Annotated in this window: 12 protein-coding genes and 1 pseudogene; 5 read left to right on the forward strand and 8 right to left on the reverse strand. The window is 59.1% G+C overall.

The annotated features are described in order from the left end of the window. Nucleotide 1: 1 nt before the first annotated feature. Nucleotides 2-1579, forward strand: a complete 1578-nt coding sequence (locus BLR20_RS05235) for an ABC transporter ATP-binding protein (RefSeq protein ID WP_054993900.1) — start codon at nt 2-4, stop codon at nt 1577-1579. A gap of 177 nt (nt 1580-1756) precedes the next feature. On the opposite strand, the gene BLR20_RS05240 is transcribed toward BLR20_RS05235, so the two are convergent. After that, the gene (locus tag BLR20_RS05240; RefSeq protein WP_010440521.1) at nt 1757-2926 is read right to left on the reverse strand and encodes a PilT/PilU family type 4a pilus ATPase; all 1170 of its coding nucleotides are present in this window, start codon (nt 2924-2926) and stop codon (nt 1757-1759) included. A 123-nt stretch (nt 2927-3049) separates the two neighbouring features. Between BLR20_RS05240 and BLR20_RS05245 the strand changes: the two genes are divergently transcribed. Further along, nucleotides 3050-3325 carry a peptidylprolyl isomerase gene (locus tag BLR20_RS05245; RefSeq protein WP_002553334.1) on the forward strand — a complete coding sequence of 92 codons (276 nt, stop codon included), beginning with the start codon at nt 3050-3052 and terminating at the stop codon, nt 3323-3325. Between the two features lie 74 nt (nt 3326-3399). On the opposite strand, the gene pgm is transcribed toward BLR20_RS05245, so the two are convergent. The 5 genes from pgm to BLR20_RS05270 all read right to left on the reverse strand — a co-directional run bounded on the left by pgm (nt 3400) and on the right by BLR20_RS05270 (nt 12240). Next, nucleotides 3400-5046 (reverse strand): phosphoglucomutase (alpha-D-glucose-1,6-bisphosphate-dependent), encoded by a 1647-nt coding sequence (pgm, locus tag BLR20_RS05250; protein WP_010440527.1) that lies wholly within the window; start codon nt 5044-5046, stop codon nt 3400-3402. Nucleotides 5047-5208: 162 nt separating this feature from the next. Then, nucleotides 5209-7536, reverse strand: coding sequence for an ATP-dependent DNA helicase (locus tag BLR20_RS05255; RefSeq protein ID WP_054993899.1), 2328 nt, complete (start codon nt 7534-7536; stop codon nt 5209-5211). 105 nt (nt 7537-7641) lie between these two features. Beyond that, a complete protein-coding gene (locus BLR20_RS05260) occupies nt 7642-9048 on the reverse strand; it encodes an aminotransferase-like domain-containing protein (protein WP_054993898.1) in 1407 nt (468 codons plus the stop codon). Between the two features lie 74 nt (nt 9049-9122). Next, nucleotides 9123-10625: a hypothetical protein gene (locus BLR20_RS05265; protein ID WP_032612783.1), complete on the reverse strand. Its 1503-nt coding sequence runs from the start codon at nt 10623-10625 to the stop codon at nt 9123-9125. A gap of 592 nt (nt 10626-11217) precedes the next feature. Then, on the reverse strand, nt 11218-12240 hold the full coding sequence (locus BLR20_RS05270) for a zinc-dependent alcohol dehydrogenase family protein (RefSeq protein ID WP_010440539.1): 1023 nt from the start codon (nt 12238-12240) through the stop codon (nt 11218-11220). A gap of 310 nt (nt 12241-12550) precedes the next feature. On the opposite strand from BLR20_RS05270, the gene BLR20_RS05275 reads away from it, so the two are divergent. Beyond that, nucleotides 12551-13465 carry a LysR family transcriptional regulator gene (locus BLR20_RS05275; protein ID WP_003347707.1) on the forward strand — a complete coding sequence of 305 codons (915 nt, stop codon included), beginning with the start codon at nt 12551-12553 and terminating at the stop codon, nt 13463-13465. 441 nt (nt 13466-13906) lie between these two features. Here BLR20_RS05275 and BLR20_RS05280 read toward each other — a convergent pair whose 3' ends face one another. Both BLR20_RS05280 and BLR20_RS26400 read right to left on the reverse strand, forming a co-directional pair. Beyond that, on the reverse strand, nt 13907-14860 hold the full coding sequence (locus BLR20_RS05280; protein ID WP_054993926.1) for a hypothetical protein: 954 nt from the start codon (nt 14858-14860) through the stop codon (nt 13907-13909). 365 nt (nt 14861-15225) lie between these two features. Continuing rightward, a pseudogene (locus BLR20_RS26400) lies at nt 15226-15636 on the reverse strand (helix-turn-helix domain-containing protein); the annotation flags it as partial. Between the two features lie 59 nt (nt 15637-15695). Here BLR20_RS26400 and BLR20_RS05290 point away from each other — a divergent pair. Both BLR20_RS05290 and BLR20_RS05295 read left to right on the forward strand, forming a co-directional pair. Then, complete coding sequence (locus tag BLR20_RS05290) at nt 15696-16415, forward strand: GntR family transcriptional regulator (RefSeq protein WP_054993897.1); 720 nt, start codon at nt 15696-15698, stop codon at nt 16413-16415. Further along, nucleotides 16412-17425: an ADP-ribosylglycohydrolase family protein gene (locus tag BLR20_RS05295; protein ID WP_054993896.1), complete on the forward strand. Its 1014-nt coding sequence runs from the start codon at nt 16412-16414 to the stop codon at nt 17423-17425. The genes BLR20_RS05290 and BLR20_RS05295 overlap by 4 nt, the downstream gene beginning before the upstream one ends. Nucleotides 17426-17547 lie beyond the last annotated feature (122 nt).

Raw genomic sequence — 17547 nt, forward strand, 5'->3', positions numbered from 1 at the left:
CATGTCGGAAAACCTGATCGAAATCCGTGACCTGAGCGTCGCCTTCAACGGGCAGAAAGTGGTCAGCAACCTGAGCCTGGATGTGCGCCGTGGCGAGTGCCTGGCACTGGTCGGCGAATCCGGTTCCGGCAAGTCCGTTACTGCGCATTCGATCCTGCAATTGCTGCCCCGCAGCGGCACGCTGACCACAGGCAGCATCACCTACCGGGGTCAACAGCTGGTAGGAGCCGACGACCGCACCCTTCGCGAGCTGCGTGGCAACCGGATTGCGATGATTTTTCAGGAACCGATGACCTCGCTGAATCCGCTGCACAGCGTGGCCAAACAGATCGGCGAAACGTTGCTGCTGCATCGCGGCATCAGTGGCCGTGAAGCGCAGAAGCGCATTGTCGAGCTGCTGGAGCTGGTGGGCATTCAGCAGCCGGAAAAACGCCTGAAAGCTTATCCGCACGAACTCTCCGGAGGCCAGCGCCAGCGGGTGATGATTGCCATGGCACTGGCTTGCGAACCGGAGCTGCTGATTGCCGACGAACCGACCACTGCGCTGGACGTCACGGTGCAACGCAAGATCCTCCTGCTGCTCAAGGAGCTGCAGCAGCGCCTGAACATGTCGCTGCTGTTGATCAGCCATGACTTGAACTTGGTGCACAGCGTTGCTCAGCGCGTCTGCGTGATGCGCGCTGGCGAAGTCGTCGAGCAGTCCGATTGCAAGTCGCTGTTCAAATCACCTCAGCATCCTTACAGCCGCCTGCTGCTGGACGCCGAACCTGCCGGCGAGCCGCTGCCACGCGACACCCGGGAAACGGTGCTGCAAGTCGACAACCTGAAGGTCTGGTTTTCCCTGACCGGCGGCATCCTGCGGCGGCACAAGGAATACCTCAAGGCGGTGGATGACATCAGCCTGAGCATCGAGCGCGGCAAGACCCTCGGTATCGTCGGTGAGTCGGGCTCCGGCAAGTCGACACTGGGCCAGGCGATCCTGCGCCTGCTGGAGTCTCGCGGCAGTATCCGCTTTCGCGGACAGGCGCTGGACGGCCTGAGTCAGAAACAGATGCGCCCGTGGCGTAAAGAGATGCAAGTGGTCTTTCAGGACCCTTACGGCAGCCTCAGCCCGCGTATGTCAGTGGCGCAGATCATCAGCGAAGGACTGGAGGTACACAGCCAGTACAACCCTGCGAAATGCGACGCAGAGGTCATTCGGGCGCTGGAAGAAGTCGGCATTGATCCGCAGAGCCGGCATCGCTACCCCCATGAGTTTTCCGGTGGCCAGCGTCAGCGCATCGCCATTGCCCGGGCGCTGGTGCTGAAACCGGCACTGATTCTGCTCGATGAGCCGACATCGGCGCTGGACCGTACCGTGCAGAAACAGGTGGTTGCGCTGTTGCGCGAACTTCAGGAAAAACATGGCCTGACGTACCTGTTCATCAGCCATGACCTGGCAGTGGTAAAAGCCCTCGCCCACGACGTGATAGTGGTCAAGGATGGCAAAGTCGTCGAGCGCGGCGCCAGCCATGATGTCTTCGATGCGCCACAACATCCCTACACCCAGGAATTGCTGGCGGCGGCGCATCCGCAATGATCTGGCCCACAACGAAGCTTCTGCCCGGAGGGCGTAGGAGCTTCAGGAGGTTACGACGGCCGCGATGGGCTGCGAAGCGGCCCTAAAGTCTGCGACATCGGTTTTACCTGATGTACCGCGTGCCTCGGCTGTGCTGGCGTTTCCCGACAGTTAGCGGACGGGCGGAGCGTCACCGAGTTAAGCCTGCGGACCCGGCGCGTCATCATCGACCAGCCCCCACTCGGCGGTGCTTGCCGTGCTGCTGCCGGTCGGAGCCGGCGGCGGTGTAGTCAGAGTCCCGGCGCCGCCTTCACTGTGCAGTTTGAGGCGCAGGCGCACGTTGTTTTGCGAGTCGGCATTCTTGAGGGCCTCCTCTTCGCTGATCGCACCTTCGACGGCCAGATTGAACAGCGCCGAGTCGAACGTCTGCATACCGAGGCTGCCGGACTTCTCCATGATGCCCTTGAGCTCGGTCAGTTCATTGCGCTGGATCAGGTCGCGAATGGTCGGCGTGCCCATCATCACTTCCACCGCTGCGCGACGCTTGCCATCCGGGGTTCTGACCAGTCGCTGAGAAACGAATGCCTTGAGGTTGTTGCCCAGGTCATGCAGCAACTGCCCACGACGCTCTTCCGGGAAGAAATTGATGATCCGGTCCAGCGCCTGATTGGCGTTGTTGGCATGCAGGGTCGAAATTGCCAGATGGCCGGTATCGGCAAACGCCAGCGCATGCTCCATGGTTTCGCGATCACGAATCTCGCCGATCAGAATCACATCAGGTGCCTGACGCAGGGTGTTTTTCAGTGCTGCGTGAAAGCTGCGGGTATCGACCCCCACTTCGCGCTGGTTGACGATCGACTTCTTGTGGCGATGGATGAACTCCACCGGGTCTTCAATGGTGATGATATGGCCGCTGGCATTACGGTTACGGTAGTCGATCAATGCCGCCAACGAGGTCGATTTGCCGGAACCTGTGGCCCCGACAAACAGCACCAGACCGCGCTTTTCCATGATCACGTCGAGCAGTACGGGCGGCAGGAACAGGTCTTCGAAACGCGGGATGTCCAGCTTGATATTTCGCGCGACGATGGACACCTCGTTGCGCTGCATGAAGATATTGATCCGGAACCGGCCGATGCCCGCCATCGAAACGGCGAGGTTCATCTCCAGCTCGCGCTGAAACTCGAGCTTCTGCTCCTCGTCCATCAGACCCTGGGCAATGACTGCGACCTCCCCCGGCTTGAAGGTTTCGCTGCCCAGAGGCTTGAGTACACCGTTGAACTTGGCGCACGGCGGCGCTCCGGTGGAGAGGTACAGGTCCGATCCGTCCTGACTGGCCAGAATCTTCAACAGCGCCGGAAAATCCATAATCAATACCGTACAAAATGAAGTAAAAAGACCACGGCCGTCAGGACGGCACGCGTGACCCGCGGGCGTCGCTCAGCAAGAGCAGGCATAATGGCAGCCTTTTGCAGCAGGTGATATTGCGACATGAAAGCCCAAGCCCGCCATATTCTGGTGAAGACCGCCGAAGAGGCCGAACAGCTCAAGCTGCGCATTGCCAAGGGCGAGGCGTTTGACGTGCTGGCTAAAAAGCATTCTAGCTGCCCGTCCGGCAAACGTGGCGGCGATCTGGGCGAAGTCAGGCCTGGGCAAATGGTCGGCGCCATCGATCAGGTGATCTTCAAGAAGCCGCTACGCGTCGTGCACGGGCCGATCAAAAGCAAGTTCGGTTATCACCTGGTGCAGGTGTTCTATCGCGACTGAAGCACAGGTCAAAAGCTGAAAAACCCCGAGCCGAGCGCGGTTCGAGGTTTTTCGGGCATTGACCAGCGCGGTGATCAGTTCGGCGAAATGGCGCCGTCTACCAGCACTTGAGCTTCTGCCACCAGGCGCTTGAGGTGATCTTCGCTGACAAAACTCTCGGCGTAGATCTTGTAGATGTCCTCAGTGCCCGAAGGGCGCGCTGCAAACCAGCCATTTTCGGTCATCACCTTGACGCCACCGAATGCCTGATCGTTGCCCGGTGCATTGCTCAGAACCTGCTGAATAGGCTCACCCGCCAGCTCAGTGGAAGTCACCTGCTCCGGCGACAGCTTGCTCAGCAGTGCCTTCTGCTGCGGATTGGCCTTGGCGTCGACGCGGGTCGAGAACGGCTCGCCCAGTTCTTCAGTCATGGTCTTGTAGATCTGGCTTGGATCGCGACCGGTGCGCGCGGTCATTTCCGCAGCCAGCAAGGCCGGAATCAGACCGTCCTTGTCAGTGGTCCAGACCGTACCGTCGCGACGCAGGAACGAGGCGCCGGCACTTTCTTCGCCGCCAAAACCCAGCGAGCCCTCGAACAGACCCTGAGCGAAGTATTTGAAGCCGACTGGCACTTCATACAGGCGACGGCCCAGGCGCTTGGCCACACGATCGATCATGCCGCTGCTGACCACGGTCTTGCCGACCGCTGCATCGGCACGCCATTCAGGACGGTTCTGAAACAGATAGTCGATGGACACGGCAAGGTAGCTGTTGGGCGTCATCAGTCCGCCGGTCGGGGTCACAATGCCGTGGCGGTCGTGATCCGGGTCGCAGGCAAAGGCGACCTGATAACGGTCCTTGAGACCGATCAGGCTTTGCATGGCGTGGCTGGAAGACGGGTCCATGCGAATCTGGCCATCCCAGTCGACGGTCATGAAACGGAACGTAGGGTCGACAAATTTATTGACCACATCCAGATTCAGGCCGTAATGCTCGCCAATCGCCGACCAGTAGCTCACCCCGGCCCCGCCCAGCGGATCGACACCAAGACGCAGACCCGAGTTGCGGATGGCGTCCATGTCGATCACGTTCTTCAGATCGGCCACGTAGGTATTGAGGTAATCATGGCGGTGCGTGGTATCGGCACGCAGCGCTTTTTCATGGCTGATGCGTGAAACGCCAGTGACTTTCTCGGCCAGCAGTTCGTTGGCCTTGTTCTCGATCCACTTGGTGACATCACTGTCGGCCGGACCGCCATTGGGCGGGTTGTATTTGAAGCCACCGCTTTGCGGCGGGTTGTGCGAAGGCGTAATGACGATACCGTCCGCCAGCCCCGAAGTACGACCGCGGTTGTAGCAGATGATCGCGTGGGAAACCGCAGGCGTCGGGGTGTATTCGTCACCTTGCGAAATCATTACCTGCACGCCATTGGCGGCCAGCACTTCAAGCGCGGTGGCGGCAGCCGGGGTGGATAGCGCGTGGGTATCGGCACCCAGAAACAAGGGGCCGTCGATGCCGTTGGCCTTACGGTACAGGCAGATCGCCTGACTGATAGCCAGCACGTGCCATTCGTTGAAACCCAGCTCAAACGATGTGCCACGGTGCCCGGAAGTGCCGAACGCAACACGTTGCGTGGGCACCGATGCATCGGGCTGGCCGGTGTAGTAAGCCGTGACCAGTCTCGGAATATCGACCAGTAACTGCGCAGGTGCCAGCTTGCCGGCGAAAGGACTGAGACTCATACAACCTCCACGAAGAAATGAAATACGGAGAAAAAATAAAGACTTGCTTCAGCTACCAAGCTGGCGATGCCGCAGTTTACTGGCAGTTCGACAGCGCCGCTTGAGTATTGATCCCCAGCATCTGCCTCTGTTTCAGCTCTATTGCCAAAACGGCAACCGCCCTCAGGCCATTGACGTTTCGGGCCGCCACCACGCAGGAAACAACTGCTTCACCTTGTGCTCGGCAAAACGGTCATCGATGAGCATCACCACACCGCTGTCGCTCTGGCTGCGGATTACCCGTCCTGCGGCCTGCACCACCTTCTGCACGCCAGGATACAGATAGGTATAGTCGTAACCGGCACCGAACAGCGCCGCCATGCGCTGCTTGAACTGCTCGTTGACCGGATTGAGCTGAGGCAGACCCAGGGTGGCGATGAACGCGCCGATCAGGCGTGCGCCCGGCAAGTCGATGCCTTCACCGAATGCACCGCCCAGCACGGCAAAACCGATGCCCTGACTGCTCAGGGTGAACCTGTCGAGAAATGCGTGGCGCTCACTCTCGCCCATCCCCCGTGCCTGTTGCCAGAGGCTGATGTGCGGGTGAGTGCGCGCCATCAGCTCGGCGACCTGTTGCAGGTAATCGAAACTGCTGAAGAACGCCAGGTAATTGCCCGGCCGCGTGTCGAACTGCCCGGCCATCAGCTCGACAATCGGCGCCAGCGAAGCCTGACGATGGGTAAAGCGGGTGGAAATGCGACTGACGATCCGCACGTCGAGCTGATCGTGGTGAAACGGCGATTCCACATCGATCCATGCCGTGTTGGCCGGCAACCCCAGCAGGTCCGCGTAATAGTGGCGCGGGTTGAGCGTCGCGGAAAACAGTACAGTGCTGCGCGCAGCGGTCAGCCGCGGGCGGATGAAACGCGCGGGAACGACGTTGCGCAGGCTGAGGCGCGACAGAATGCGCTTGCCGCCCGCCTCGCGCCGGGTGATGTCGAAAATGAAATGTTCATCGAACAGCTCGGCGATGCGCGCAAAGCCGATGGCTTCCAGGTAGAACCCCTGCAACGTGCCATCCACTGCCTGCGGGTGCTCATTGAAATGATCGCCGATGGTCGAGATGCACTGGTTCAGGCTGCCGATGAATTTTTCTGGTGCCACCGAGTACGCCTGATAGGCACCGGGCTGTACCTTGTGCAGCGCATTCCATTGTCGATCCAGGCGCTGCAAGGCTTTTTTCACAGGTTCCGGCGCGGTCTGAATCAAGGCTTTCAGCTGGCTCTGGTCAAGACTGGCGCTGTACATCTGGCGTGCTCGCTCGACCATGTTGTGGGCTTCATCGACCAGCACCGCAACGCGCCACTGATTGAGCTGACCGAGGCCGAATAGCAGCGCGCTCAGGTCAAAGTAATAGTTGTAGTCCGCGATCACTACGTCAGCCCAACGCGCCAGTTCCTGGCTCAGATAATACGGGCAGACCTGATGCTGCAAGGCGACATCGCGTACGCCCGCCTGATTCAGCCACGGCGAGGTCAGCGCCGCCGAGCGTGCTGCTGGCAGGCGATCATAAAAGCCGCTGGCCAGCGGACAGGAATCACCGTTGCAGGCCTTATCCGGATGCTCACAGGCCTTGTCGCGTGCCACCAGCTCAAGGACCCGCAGTTTCAGCTCCGGCGCGCTGTGATTGATGACTTCCAGTGCATCCAGTGCCAGTCGACGCCCTGGTGTCTTGGCGGTGAGAAAGAAAATCTTATCGAGCTTCTGGCCGGGTGCGGCCTTGAGCAAGGGAAACAGCGTACCCACCGTCTTGCCGATACCGGTCGGCGCCTGAGCCATCAGGCAACAGCCGGTGCTGACGGCCTTGTAGACCGACTCAGCCAGCACCCGCTGCCCGGTACGAAAGGACGCGTGGGGGAATTTCAGGCTGCCAAGCGTCGTGTGCAGCGCTTGCGTATGCGCCAGTTCCTGCTGCGCCCAGCCGAGGAATATCGTGCACTGTCGCTCGAAAAACGCTTGCAGCGTGGCCGCACTGAACTGCTCGCGAATCAGGGTTTCCTGCTCGCTGACAATGTTGAAATACACCAGTGCCAGCGTCACGCTCTCAAGCTGCAGGCGCTGGCAAAGCAGCCAGCCATAGACCTTCACCTGCGCCCAATGCAACTGACGGTGGTTGGCCGGCATCGCGTCGAGTTCACCGCGGTAGGTCTTCACTTCTTCCAGTTGATTGCGACTGGCGTCATAGCCGTCCGCCCTGCCCCTTACCGTCAGCTCGCGATAATCGCCACTCAACGACAGCTCGGCCTGGTAATCGGCACCGCGCCGCGTGGCGACCGTTCGATGCCCGGCAATGCCTTCCTGAGCCGTGGGCGACGGTGTGAAGCGCAGGTCGAGGTCGCCCACCTTGGCGGTAAACTCACACAACGCTCTCACGGCCACGACATAACGCGCAGGCAGCTCGCTGGCGAGGACAGGCTCGGTATCGGTTTTTATGGGGGCGTTCGGGGTCACTGCGCTGGGGAGCCGTTGGTTGTGAATACTGGACAGGCGTCCAGTTAACAACCTTGAAACACGTCTGGCAAACACAAATGGATCGACGGCCTGGCATGTCGACGCCTATGGCAGACGCGCCTGGCTCAACGCCTCTCCCAGCGCGCCCAGCAGCCTGGCGGGTTCACGCGTCCAGTCACTGGCATAACTGACCCACAGATGTTGCGAGTAGCGGTTCTGCAATGTGAACAGCTCGCCAGGGCTGACGACAATCGACTGACCCAGCAACGCAACGAAGACTTGGCGCATGTCCACTGGGTATGCACTCTCGACCCACATGCCGCAGCCGCCCTCGGGCAGCTGATAACGCAGCATCCCGCCGGTCTGTTCATCCAATTGCTGGGTCATCGATTGCATGCGCGTGCCCAGCGTCTCTCGCAACGCCATCAGTTGCCTGTCCAGACGCCCGCTGCTGCATAACCTGGCGATGGCCCTTTGACGAATCGGCGGAAGTTCGAATGCTCGCAGACAGAAATACTGCTGCCAACGCGCATCCAGGCTCTTGCACAGCAGGTAAGCGTAGGGCGCTTCAGGCCCGAGGCTCTTCTCGAATCCGCCCACGATTACCAGCCGTTGTGGGTCGATCCAGTCGCGCAACGGGGCCTGCCCGGCAACAAACTGCAGCCCGGCGTGACTGTCGTTTTCCAGCACCCAGACCTGATGACGATTGAGCACTTCGGCGACAGCCTGGCTGTTGTCCTGCGGACGCACGCTGCCTCGCACCGGGTTCAGCAGCGAGGGCAACACGGCAAGGCCGATGTCATGGCCGCGCAACAGGCCGTCGAGCCGGGTCGCATCAAGGCAGCCGGTATCGTCCAGCGGCAGCTCGATAACCTGGATGTCGAACGACTGCAGCAGGCGCAGCAACGACCAGGCACAGGGCGATTCCACCAGTACCGTGCCACCACGCAACCCCAGTGTGCCGAGCACCGCCTTGAATGCGCCTTGAAGGTCCGCAGTGACATAGACATTGTCCGCGTGCCAGCAATGCGCTGCATCGCGGGTGTAACGGGCAGCCAGCGCCGTGCGAAGCTCCGGCTCGCCGAACGGCTGAAAAACCGGGTCCCGCTGCTGCGGGTAATGCCTGCCCAGCTCGCGCTCCATTGCCGGCAGCGGACTGTCGTGAGCGTGCAGAAGCGCCGGTTCATCGCACCCCAGCAACGCCATGCCGGGGCGACGGGCGTTGTCGTACAGGGCCTGCAAAAGATCGCCGTTTGCGTCCGGCAATAGCTGGCCCTGCTCGCTCAGGCTGCGCGGTACCGAGTAATAACCCGATTTGGGCTGCGAACAGACGCGCCCTTCCTTTTCCAGCAACGAATAGGCGCTTTGCACCGTGGATATCGATACGTTCAGTCGCCGGGCCAACTGACGCAGTGACGGCATTTTCAGCGCCAGCTCGCCCTGCTCCTGGTCAACCAGTCGCACCAGATAGCGGTAGACCGCCTGATAGGCGAAATCCGTGTTGTTTTTCATGCAGGTACCCGCCGCTCAACCAGAACAGGCTTCAGAACATCGCTACATGGCAGCCGCCATGCTTCACAACCGGATCAGCGTCCCGAGAGCATCTCGGCCACTGCCTGCCCCGTCACCGGGTCGACGGTCATGATCCGGCGCTTGTCGGGATCGGCAGCGCGGATTCTGGCGATGATTGACTGCGGGTCGTCGAAGTTCACCCGCTGCTTGCCGTAGAGACTGTGCAATGACTTGAGGCTCAAACCGCTGATATCCATCAGCCACTGCATGACTTGATCCGGCGCCGTCGAACCCGACAGCGCCTTGTGCAGATCCGGCAACGCCACCAGCATCCCGGGGTGGCAACTGCGCAGAAACGACTCCAGGCCATAGCCATGATCAACGAACGGCGAAAACAGCATGCAGACCAGTTGAGTCTCGTTCAGGCCGAAGCCTTCCTGGGCGAAGCTTGATGCCAGCTCGCGACGCGCCTCGATGCGCGCTCGACCGGCGTAGGCGCTGAGCGTCTGATCGATCAATTGCGGCGGCATCTGCTTTCTGCGCATCAGTGTCGTTGCCAGTTCAAGGTATTCGGCTATTCCGTCGGCATAAGTGCGCGCTTGCAGATACTGCGCCGTGAGGCCACGCATGTGGGCCATCAACAAAGGGTTGGCGCAATCGGACTCACTGAAGCCGAACGATAGATCATCGAAACGGAAATCGAGGAATTCGGTCAGCAGGTTCCAGTGCTCGTCCGCCTTGCAACTGACCAGATCGGCAATGGTGATGAACGCGGGCGAGGGGCTTTTTTCAAGCAGCGCCGTGGCTCGGCTTGCCGGCGCGCTGTCATTGCCCTCCCCGTACAGCTCCTGATAGTAGGCCTGGCCAATCGTATCGATGACCTTGAGCACGCTGGCCAGCGTCTGCTTGCCCCAACTGCCCGAGTATTGCCCGGTACGCTGAGCCAGGCGCATGATCCAGGTCGCGTACTGACGCTGCTCTCTGCGCGAGTCGCCGCTGACCACCGCATCGACGCCGTTGCCCCAGCTCAGGGCGCGCCCCAGAAACTCCGCCAGCCCGAGGTAACAGGTGTTGCAAAACGTGGTGCGGGCGTCGCCTGCGGACAGGTGTCCACCCAGCAGCATGTCCAGCCGATTCTGCTCACGCCCTGCACTGGAAAAAGGCAGGTCCGGCTCGAAGGCCTGGGTGTACTGATTGTCGATCACCAGCATCTCGACACGCGGGTCGTCGTACAGAAACAACGCTGAATAGGTGCGGTTGATGTTATCCATCACCGCAGGGGTCATGCCCGCGTGGCGCCGATTGGCAACCCGCAGGTTGAACGTGGCGGGCGAGCGGCAGGCGATACTCAATTGGGCAGCGCGCAGAAAGGCCAGCGTGTAGGCACTGTCCTTGCCACCGCCGAAAGCCACCAGCACCTTGAAGCCGGAAATCCGCTCAATGCCGCCAGCCGCAACAATCAGGCGCTGAATCAACAATTGCAGCGCGGTGCGTTCTGCACGCGAGAAATACCCCAACAAGCGTTGCAATACTTGCTGGTAGACATAATTCATTGCCTGTTCGTGAATGGAACTCATTGTGTGTCACCTGCCTGTCGCTCAAGACACGGCACGGTGCAGACAGAACATTGAACATCAAGCTGACAACCCAATTTATAGTCGAGCATGACTCATTCCCTGAGTGGTAATTACCGACGCATTATCAGTATCTCTGAAACAATTACAATAGACAGTTTGCGTTGGAAAACAGTGCAGTCCCGCGCGCACTTTCAACTGATTAAACACACTGTTTAATGGTGCCACTGAACGCAGGCGACAAGCGATTTCCTTTGAACTTCACAGCCTGCAACCCCAGCAGCCAGGCCGCTCAGGCGTTACCACAAGCTGCCGGGCACCCACTGCTGTTAATATTTCATTCTGACGCGTAGGAAATGATATTTATCATGTCGCCTTCACTGACAGAACTCATACACTCAAATAAACAAGCCTGCCGACCCTGGTGTCGATTTTATTTTTACCCTCCATTCAAGGTTATGCACTTCTCGGCACACTGGCAGTGTGCGTTATTCGAAGTCGTTTAATGCCTGACGTCTCTTTTGCAATATGGAATGCAAAAAGCCTTCCGTTCGGAAGGCTTTTCAATAACGAGCGCTGACCAGGGGGTGATGAATCAGAGCGCCTCGACTTCCAGCACCGCACGCCCGCCAATCGGGCAGACATCCATGTAACGGTGCGCCTGCACCACCTGCTCGAACGGAAAGCTGCGCGTCTGCAATGGCATCAGTACCTTGTCGCGAGTCATCTGGTTGATGTCCTGCAAGGCACGCTGCAACGCTTCTTGATCCTGAGTAATGCCCAACTCGGGCTTGCCGGTGAAATTGCCCAGGCAATGCACGTAGAACTGGATGTTCTTCTGGAACGCGGCACAGGCCGGGAACGGCGTCTGATTACCGCCTTGCAGGCCATACAGCACCAGACTGCCACGTGGCGCAAGCACATCGCCCATGATCGACATCTGCGGACCGCCAAGGCCATCAAAGACGGCATCGACACCACGGTTGTCGGTGTACTTGTTGATCGCCATCAACAAGTCCTGTTCTTCGGTGACCACCACCTTGTCGGCCCCCAGTGACAGCAGGTACTCACGGGCGTCTTCGGTCTTGGTCGCGGCGATGACCCGAGCCCCAAGCGCCTTGCCCAACTGCACGAATGCAGGGCCGGAGCAGTGGCTGGCATCGGTGACCAGCACGGTCTGCCCGGACTTGATACGCGCCAGATCGACATAGGCGAAGTACGCCACCAGATAAGGCGTGTAATGCACACTGGCTTCAACCGGCGTCAGTACGTCGGGGTAGCGGGTCAATGCGCGGCGCGGCATGACGATGGATTCGCCGTAGACCGGGTGCTGATTGGCATCGGCCGCAGGAAAACTGGCGACCTTGTCGCCCACTTGCAGATCATCCACACCGTCGCCCAGCGCGGTAACCACGCCAGCCATCTCATAACCCAGACCGGCAGGCAGCCGGGCATGGGTAGACGCGAGATTTTGCCGCCAAAGAACGTCGTACCAGCTGACACCGATGGCCTGAACACGCACCTGCACCTCGCCGGTGACAGGCGACGCGACAGGATGCTCTTCGACTTTGAGCACCTCGGCCGGGCCAAACTGGTGAAAACGGATCGTGCGGGACATTTAGAACCTCGCCTGGTGAACCTTGATGCCACAAACTTTATCCGGGCATTGCCGGCAACACCATCGGTGGCTATTAATAGTCGACATGCCTGTCATCGATTGTGTCCTGTGCGCTACACGGCGCAGCCAGACAGCGTCTGGGCGTCGATGCGCGTAATGGCCGCCATTGTTCGCATGTCGACGAAACATTGCAAGCCGTGTGGACATTCCGTAACCCTGCCAGTAATTTTCGCTGCCCCCGACCCGCATTTGCTCGTACTATCGCACCCTGCTCACGTCCTCAACCGACAAATGGCCCGAGATATTCCGCATGAATCGCAACGACCTGCGTCGCGTCGACCTCAATCTGCTCATCGTTTTCGAGACCCTGATGCATGAGCGCAGTGTCACGCGTGCGGCGGAAAAGCTGTTTCTCGGTCAGCCGGCAATCAGCGCCGCGCTGTCGCGGCTGCGTGGCCTGTTCGATGACCCGCTGTTCGTACGCACCGGGCGCAGCATGGAGCCCACCGCCCGAGCTACGGAGATATTCGCCCTGCTCTCCCCGGCGCTCGACTCCATCTCTACAGCGGTCAGCCGTGCCTCGGAGTTCGACCCGGCGACCAGCACCTCGGTCTTCCGCATCGGCCTGTCCGATGACGTCGAGTTCGCGCTGCTGCCCACTCTGCTCAAGCGCCTGCGCTCCGAAGCGCCGGGCATTGTGCTGGTGGTCAGGCGAGTCAATTACATCCTAATGCCGCCCCTGCTCGCCTCCGGAGAGATTTCGGTCGGCGTCAGCTACACCCAGGACCTTCCCGCCAACGCCAAGCGCAAGGTCTTGCGCAGGAGCAAGCCGCAGTTGTTGCGCGCCGACTCGATCCCCGGCCCGTTGAGCCTCGACGACTTCTGCGCCCGCCCCCACGCACTGGTCTCCTTCGCCGGCGACCTGAGCGGCTTCATCGACGAACACCTTGAGAAACTCGACCGCAAACGCCACGTCGTCCTCGCCGTACCACAGTTCAACGGCTTGGCCACCCTGCTCACCGGCACCGACATCATCGCCACCGTGCCCGATTATGCGGCGCAGGTCCTGACCGCTGCGGGTGGCGTTCGCTCTGAAGACCTGCCGATTGAAACCCGAACGTTCGAACTGCACATGGCCTGGCGCGGCGCGCAGGATAATGATCCGGGGGAGCGTTGGTTGAGGTCGCGGATTCAGATGTTTTTTGGGGATCCGGATAGTCTTTAGGTTTCGTCTGGCAGGCTGTTCGGCTGATCATTTCTGCCTTTCAACAAATCATGGAGTTCCATTTACTTTCAGTGGATTGCTACAGTGGGGGGCACATCTGGGGGCATGCTTTGGATGGTTTAAAAAGAATGCTCCAGACCTATACTCAAGAACCCGCTCAAGAAAACACTAAAGCCAAGAAGTGGCAAACGTTCACTCTAAAACCGTCTCAAGAACTTCCAAGATTTCCAGCAGAATCTTTTGCAAACTTGATGCACCGGACCCTGACAGGCCAAAGTCGTTGCTCTTTCAACCCACTCGGTGTTTGCAAGTACCAAAGCCATATTTTGAATTTCAGCTTATCCACCCCGCAGTTGATCGACTCCGTAACGCCGTCTGACGCCGGCCCGTTGACGGTGCCGGCAGAGAAAATCCTTGCCGGCTTGAAATGCCGTCTAACGGTCAGCCGGGCCGTCCGGGCCTGGGCAACGTATTTAAATATTCATCCACCTCCTGGATAAGGGGGTCTGTCAGCTGTTTCATCGAAGGGATTCGAGTGATGGCCAGGCGGCTTTGTGGATGCTCAAAGTCTTCAATCTGTTTTTTCACTTCGATTTCAATACTCTTATCAGCCAATTCCTTGGCTATAGCAACAAAACCGTTATCTAACGGATGGGCATATTCACCCGCTTGCACGCCGGGATAGTTAGCGGCAGGCTGAAAATCACTGAGGACAGCTATCAGTCTGACGGAGGAGTAAACCCAAGGCCGAGTATCAGAAACGAGCGCTCCGTATAGATTAATCAGAATGACTCCGCTCAGCAGTGCGCCTACCGAATGCCCCTGTACTTTGGTAAAGCTGAGCCCGGCCGGCACTACTTTGCTCCATGCTCTGCGCAAGTACGACCGAAGACTGAAAACATTCAACAGGCTTGCAATAAAAGATAGAGGCATTAAAAGCAATGACCCCAGCATGACACCAATTAAAAGTAAGAAACCAAGCAAGGTAAACACGATAGATCCCAAAAGCAGCCATGCAGGAATATAAAAGACAAGCACCAGAAATCCAACAGTAATATCAAATGATTGGGGTGGCAGCCCCAAGGCTTCAGCTACAACTTGTCTTGAAATTACTGTCGAAATCAGCAACACCAACAAATGCAGTAGGATAACAGGGGTTTTACCAAACGGCTTGTCCCACACAGAGATAAACCAGCGATAGATACGCAAGCATGCAAACATGAAACCAACAACAAACCCCAGGGAAGCAAGTAAAATAGCAATATTCAATATTGCGAAACCCATTAGCACTGACAACAACATTCCGAGCACTACAACGACGATAGAAAAACTATAAAAACGCCCCGACCAACTCATGGCTTTTAATTTAGCTTCCAACTTCCGAAACTCGAACATCATCCCTCTCCTCTATTAAATATCACCCCATTGGCGCCTAGCATTTACTCAACCGCTTTGCGCACTATTGCTCATCCTGATCACAAGCAGGGCAGGTAAGAAGCGTTATCGGAAGAGACTCCTAGTTCTGAAGTAAAGGACAATAAAATCGTCGAAATGCTGTCGCCGCGCATCTGACGATGAGTGGCGCTGCTCGCCTCTATCAGACAGTGTGATACACCAGTGCCGAAGCCACACTGCAGCCCATTGGGGCTACGTCAGAAACCGTATTTTCGATTGCTCCCAAGGTTCGCAGAAGATTTCAGATACAACCAACACCAAAAACCGCCTACGCAAAGCCCAATCCCCCACCATGAAAACAACACTCAAATCACCTCCCGCCGCCGATCCTCCCTCAGGCACTTCGCAAACCGCTCTCGATAGCTGCGGGTGAAATACGACGGCGATTCGAACGCTCACTTCCAGCACACTCAGACCACTTTGCCGCAACAGTTGCCGGGCTTTCTCCAGGCGCAGGCCCAGATAGAAGTTGCTCCGAGTGTCGTTCAGGTGTAGACGAAACAAGCGTTCTAGCTGGCGCAGGGTGACTTTGATCGCTTCGGCCAGGGCCAGCGTGCTGAGGGGGGCGTTCGGGCTGCTGCTCCATTTCCCCGATCACGTGCACCAATTTCTTGTTGGTTATGCCATACATCAGCTCAATGAACGCGGTGCCCCCCTGCGCAGGTAATGCGGCGGAGTTCTATCTCGAACAGTTCCGGGGTCACGGTGGCTATGGGTAAAACTCCTTTTGCCACGCAAAAACAACTTGCATTCCGATCCAACTTGACCATATAAAATGTACATGACTAGACAGGTTCGATTCGACAAGAAAACCCAGGTGATCAATGAGCTGATCCGCCGCATCGAAAGCGGCCAGATGAGCTCAGGCGCCCTGCTTCCCGGGGAAAATCTTCTGGCCCAGGAATTCAACGTCAGCCGCGGCACGCTGCGCGAGGCATTGTCCGAGCTGAAGCGGCGTAACTTCATTGCCACCCAGACCGGCGTGGGCTCGATCGTCACCTATGACGGCTTCAGCCTGGACCAGCGTGCAGGCTGGGCTCAGGCACTGGCCGACACGGGTGCTGGCGTGCGTACGGAAATCCTGCGTCTTGTAGCGGTGGAACGGCCCGACATGGAGGTGCGCCTGGGCACTTCCAGCCTGGTGGCGCTGGACCGCCGGCGTATCGCCGCCGATGGCAGTATCGTTTCCCTGGAGCGCGCCTTGATCCCCGCGGTCGATGGTTTGGAAAACCTGCCGCAAAACGGTCTGCTGGAAGGGTCACTGACGGTGACCATGGCTGCGCACGGCTTCATTGGCGACAAGGGTGACCAGTGGATCGGCGCAGGGCCTTTGAACCGTGATGACGCCGCGCTGCTGGCACGCGCGCCCGGCACGGTGTTTCTCAAGGCAGTGCGCACCACCTTTGACCGCCGTGAACGTTTTATGGAGCACGTAGAGAGCCTGTTGGACCCCGTGCATTTTCGTCTTCATCTCGCCTTCGGATCGTCCACATGAGTGCAACATTTCTGCAAGACCGAGGCCTGGGCGCCTTTTATGGCCTGGCCCTGGGTGACGCCTTGGGCATGCCGACGCAATCGCTGCCGCGTGCGTTGATCCTGCAACGCTATGGCCGTATCAATACGCTGATCGGCGCCGATGCCGACCAGCCGATCGCACCCGATATGCCGGCCGGCGCCATCACCGATGACACCGAGCAGGCCATCCTGGTGGCACAGTTACTGGTGGCCGGCGGCGGCAGCATCGACCCGACAGCCTTGGCCCACACTCTGATCGAGTGGGAAGCGGCCATGAAAGCCAAGGGCTCCTACGACCTGCTGGGGCCTTCGACCAAGCGCGCGATTGAAATGATCCTTGACGGCCACAGCCCTGAAGAGGCCGGCCGCTTCGGCACCACCAATGGCGCAGCAATGCGTATCACCCCGGTAGGCATCGCGGCCGACGTGAGCAACCGCGAGGCCTTCATGGCGCTGGTGGTGCAAGCCTGTCAGGTCACCCATAACACCACGCTGGGCATCTCCAGCGCGGCGGCGGTCGCGGCCGTGGTGTCCGCCGGGATCAATGGCGCGCCCTTGGCCGAGGCTCTGGAGATAGGTGCCGAGGTGGCCCTGAGTGCCGAGCATCATGGCCATTGGGTTGCGGGTGGGCGTATCGCCGCGCGCATCCACTGGGCCAAGGCACTGTGCGCCGACTGCACAGATGAACAGCTGGCCGACCGGGTGCACGATGTGATTGGCACCTCGGTCGCCTCACAGGAATCAGTGGTCGCTGCCTTCACCCTCGCCCACCGCGTGGCGAGCAGCCAGCTCAGTCCGTTCGATGCGGTGTGCATGGCGGCCAGTCTGGGCGGCGACACCGACACGATTGCCGCCATTCTCGGCGCCATGCTGGGTGCCTGCAACGGCATGCAAGCCTGGCCGGCTGCGTTGATCGAACAAATTGATGAGGTTAACGCGCTCGACCTGGAGCCTTTGGTCGAACAACTGCTGGTCCTGCGCACCGGTTGATGGGCCGGGCTCTGCTCGCCCACTGTAAACGAGATCACCCTCGCCCTCAGCCTTCCGAGCGGCGATCAGGCTTACCCGGTTTGGAAAAGCCAATTTGCACTGGATTGCACCTGCTGACGTAC

Origin of the sequence: Pseudomonas congelans (assembly GCF_900103225.1) — a bacterium.
Classification (GTDB): domain Bacteria; phylum Pseudomonadota; class Gammaproteobacteria; order Pseudomonadales; family Pseudomonadaceae; genus Aquipseudomonas; species Aquipseudomonas congelans.

Coding starts and splice junctions, on each gene's coding strand:
- BLR20_RS05235 (WP_054993900.1), top strand. CDS start 2: ATGTCGGAAAACCTGATCGAAATCCGTGACCTGAGCGTCGCCTTCAAC.
- BLR20_RS05240 (WP_010440521.1), bottom strand. CDS start 2,926: ATGGATTTTCCGGCGCTGTTGAAGATTCTGGCCAGTCAGGACGGATCG.
- BLR20_RS05245 (WP_002553334.1), top strand. CDS start 3,050: ATGAAAGCCCAAGCCCGCCATATTCTGGTGAAGACCGCCGAAGAGGCC.
- pgm (WP_010440527.1), bottom strand. CDS start 5,046: ATGAGTCTCAGTCCTTTCGCCGGCAAGCTGGCACCTGCGCAGTTACTG.
- BLR20_RS05260 (WP_054993898.1), bottom strand. CDS start 9,048: ATGAAAAACAACACGGATTTCGCCTATCAGGCGGTCTACCGCTATCTG.
- BLR20_RS05265 (WP_032612783.1), bottom strand. CDS start 10,625: ATGAGTTCCATTCACGAACAGGCAATGAATTATGTCTACCAGCAAGTA.
- BLR20_RS05270 (WP_010440539.1), bottom strand. CDS start 12,240: ATGTCCCGCACGATCCGTTTTCACCAGTTTGGCCCGGCCGAGGTGCTC.
- BLR20_RS05275 (WP_003347707.1), top strand. CDS start 12,551: ATGAATCGCAACGACCTGCGTCGCGTCGACCTCAATCTGCTCATCGTT.
- BLR20_RS05280 (WP_054993926.1), bottom strand. CDS start 14,860: ATGTTCGAGTTTCGGAAGTTGGAAGCTAAATTAAAAGCCATGAGTTGG.
- BLR20_RS05290 (WP_054993897.1), top strand. CDS start 15,696: ATGTACATGACTAGACAGGTTCGATTCGACAAGAAAACCCAGGTGATC.
- BLR20_RS05295 (WP_054993896.1), top strand. CDS start 16,412: ATGAGTGCAACATTTCTGCAAGACCGAGGCCTGGGCGCCTTTTATGGC.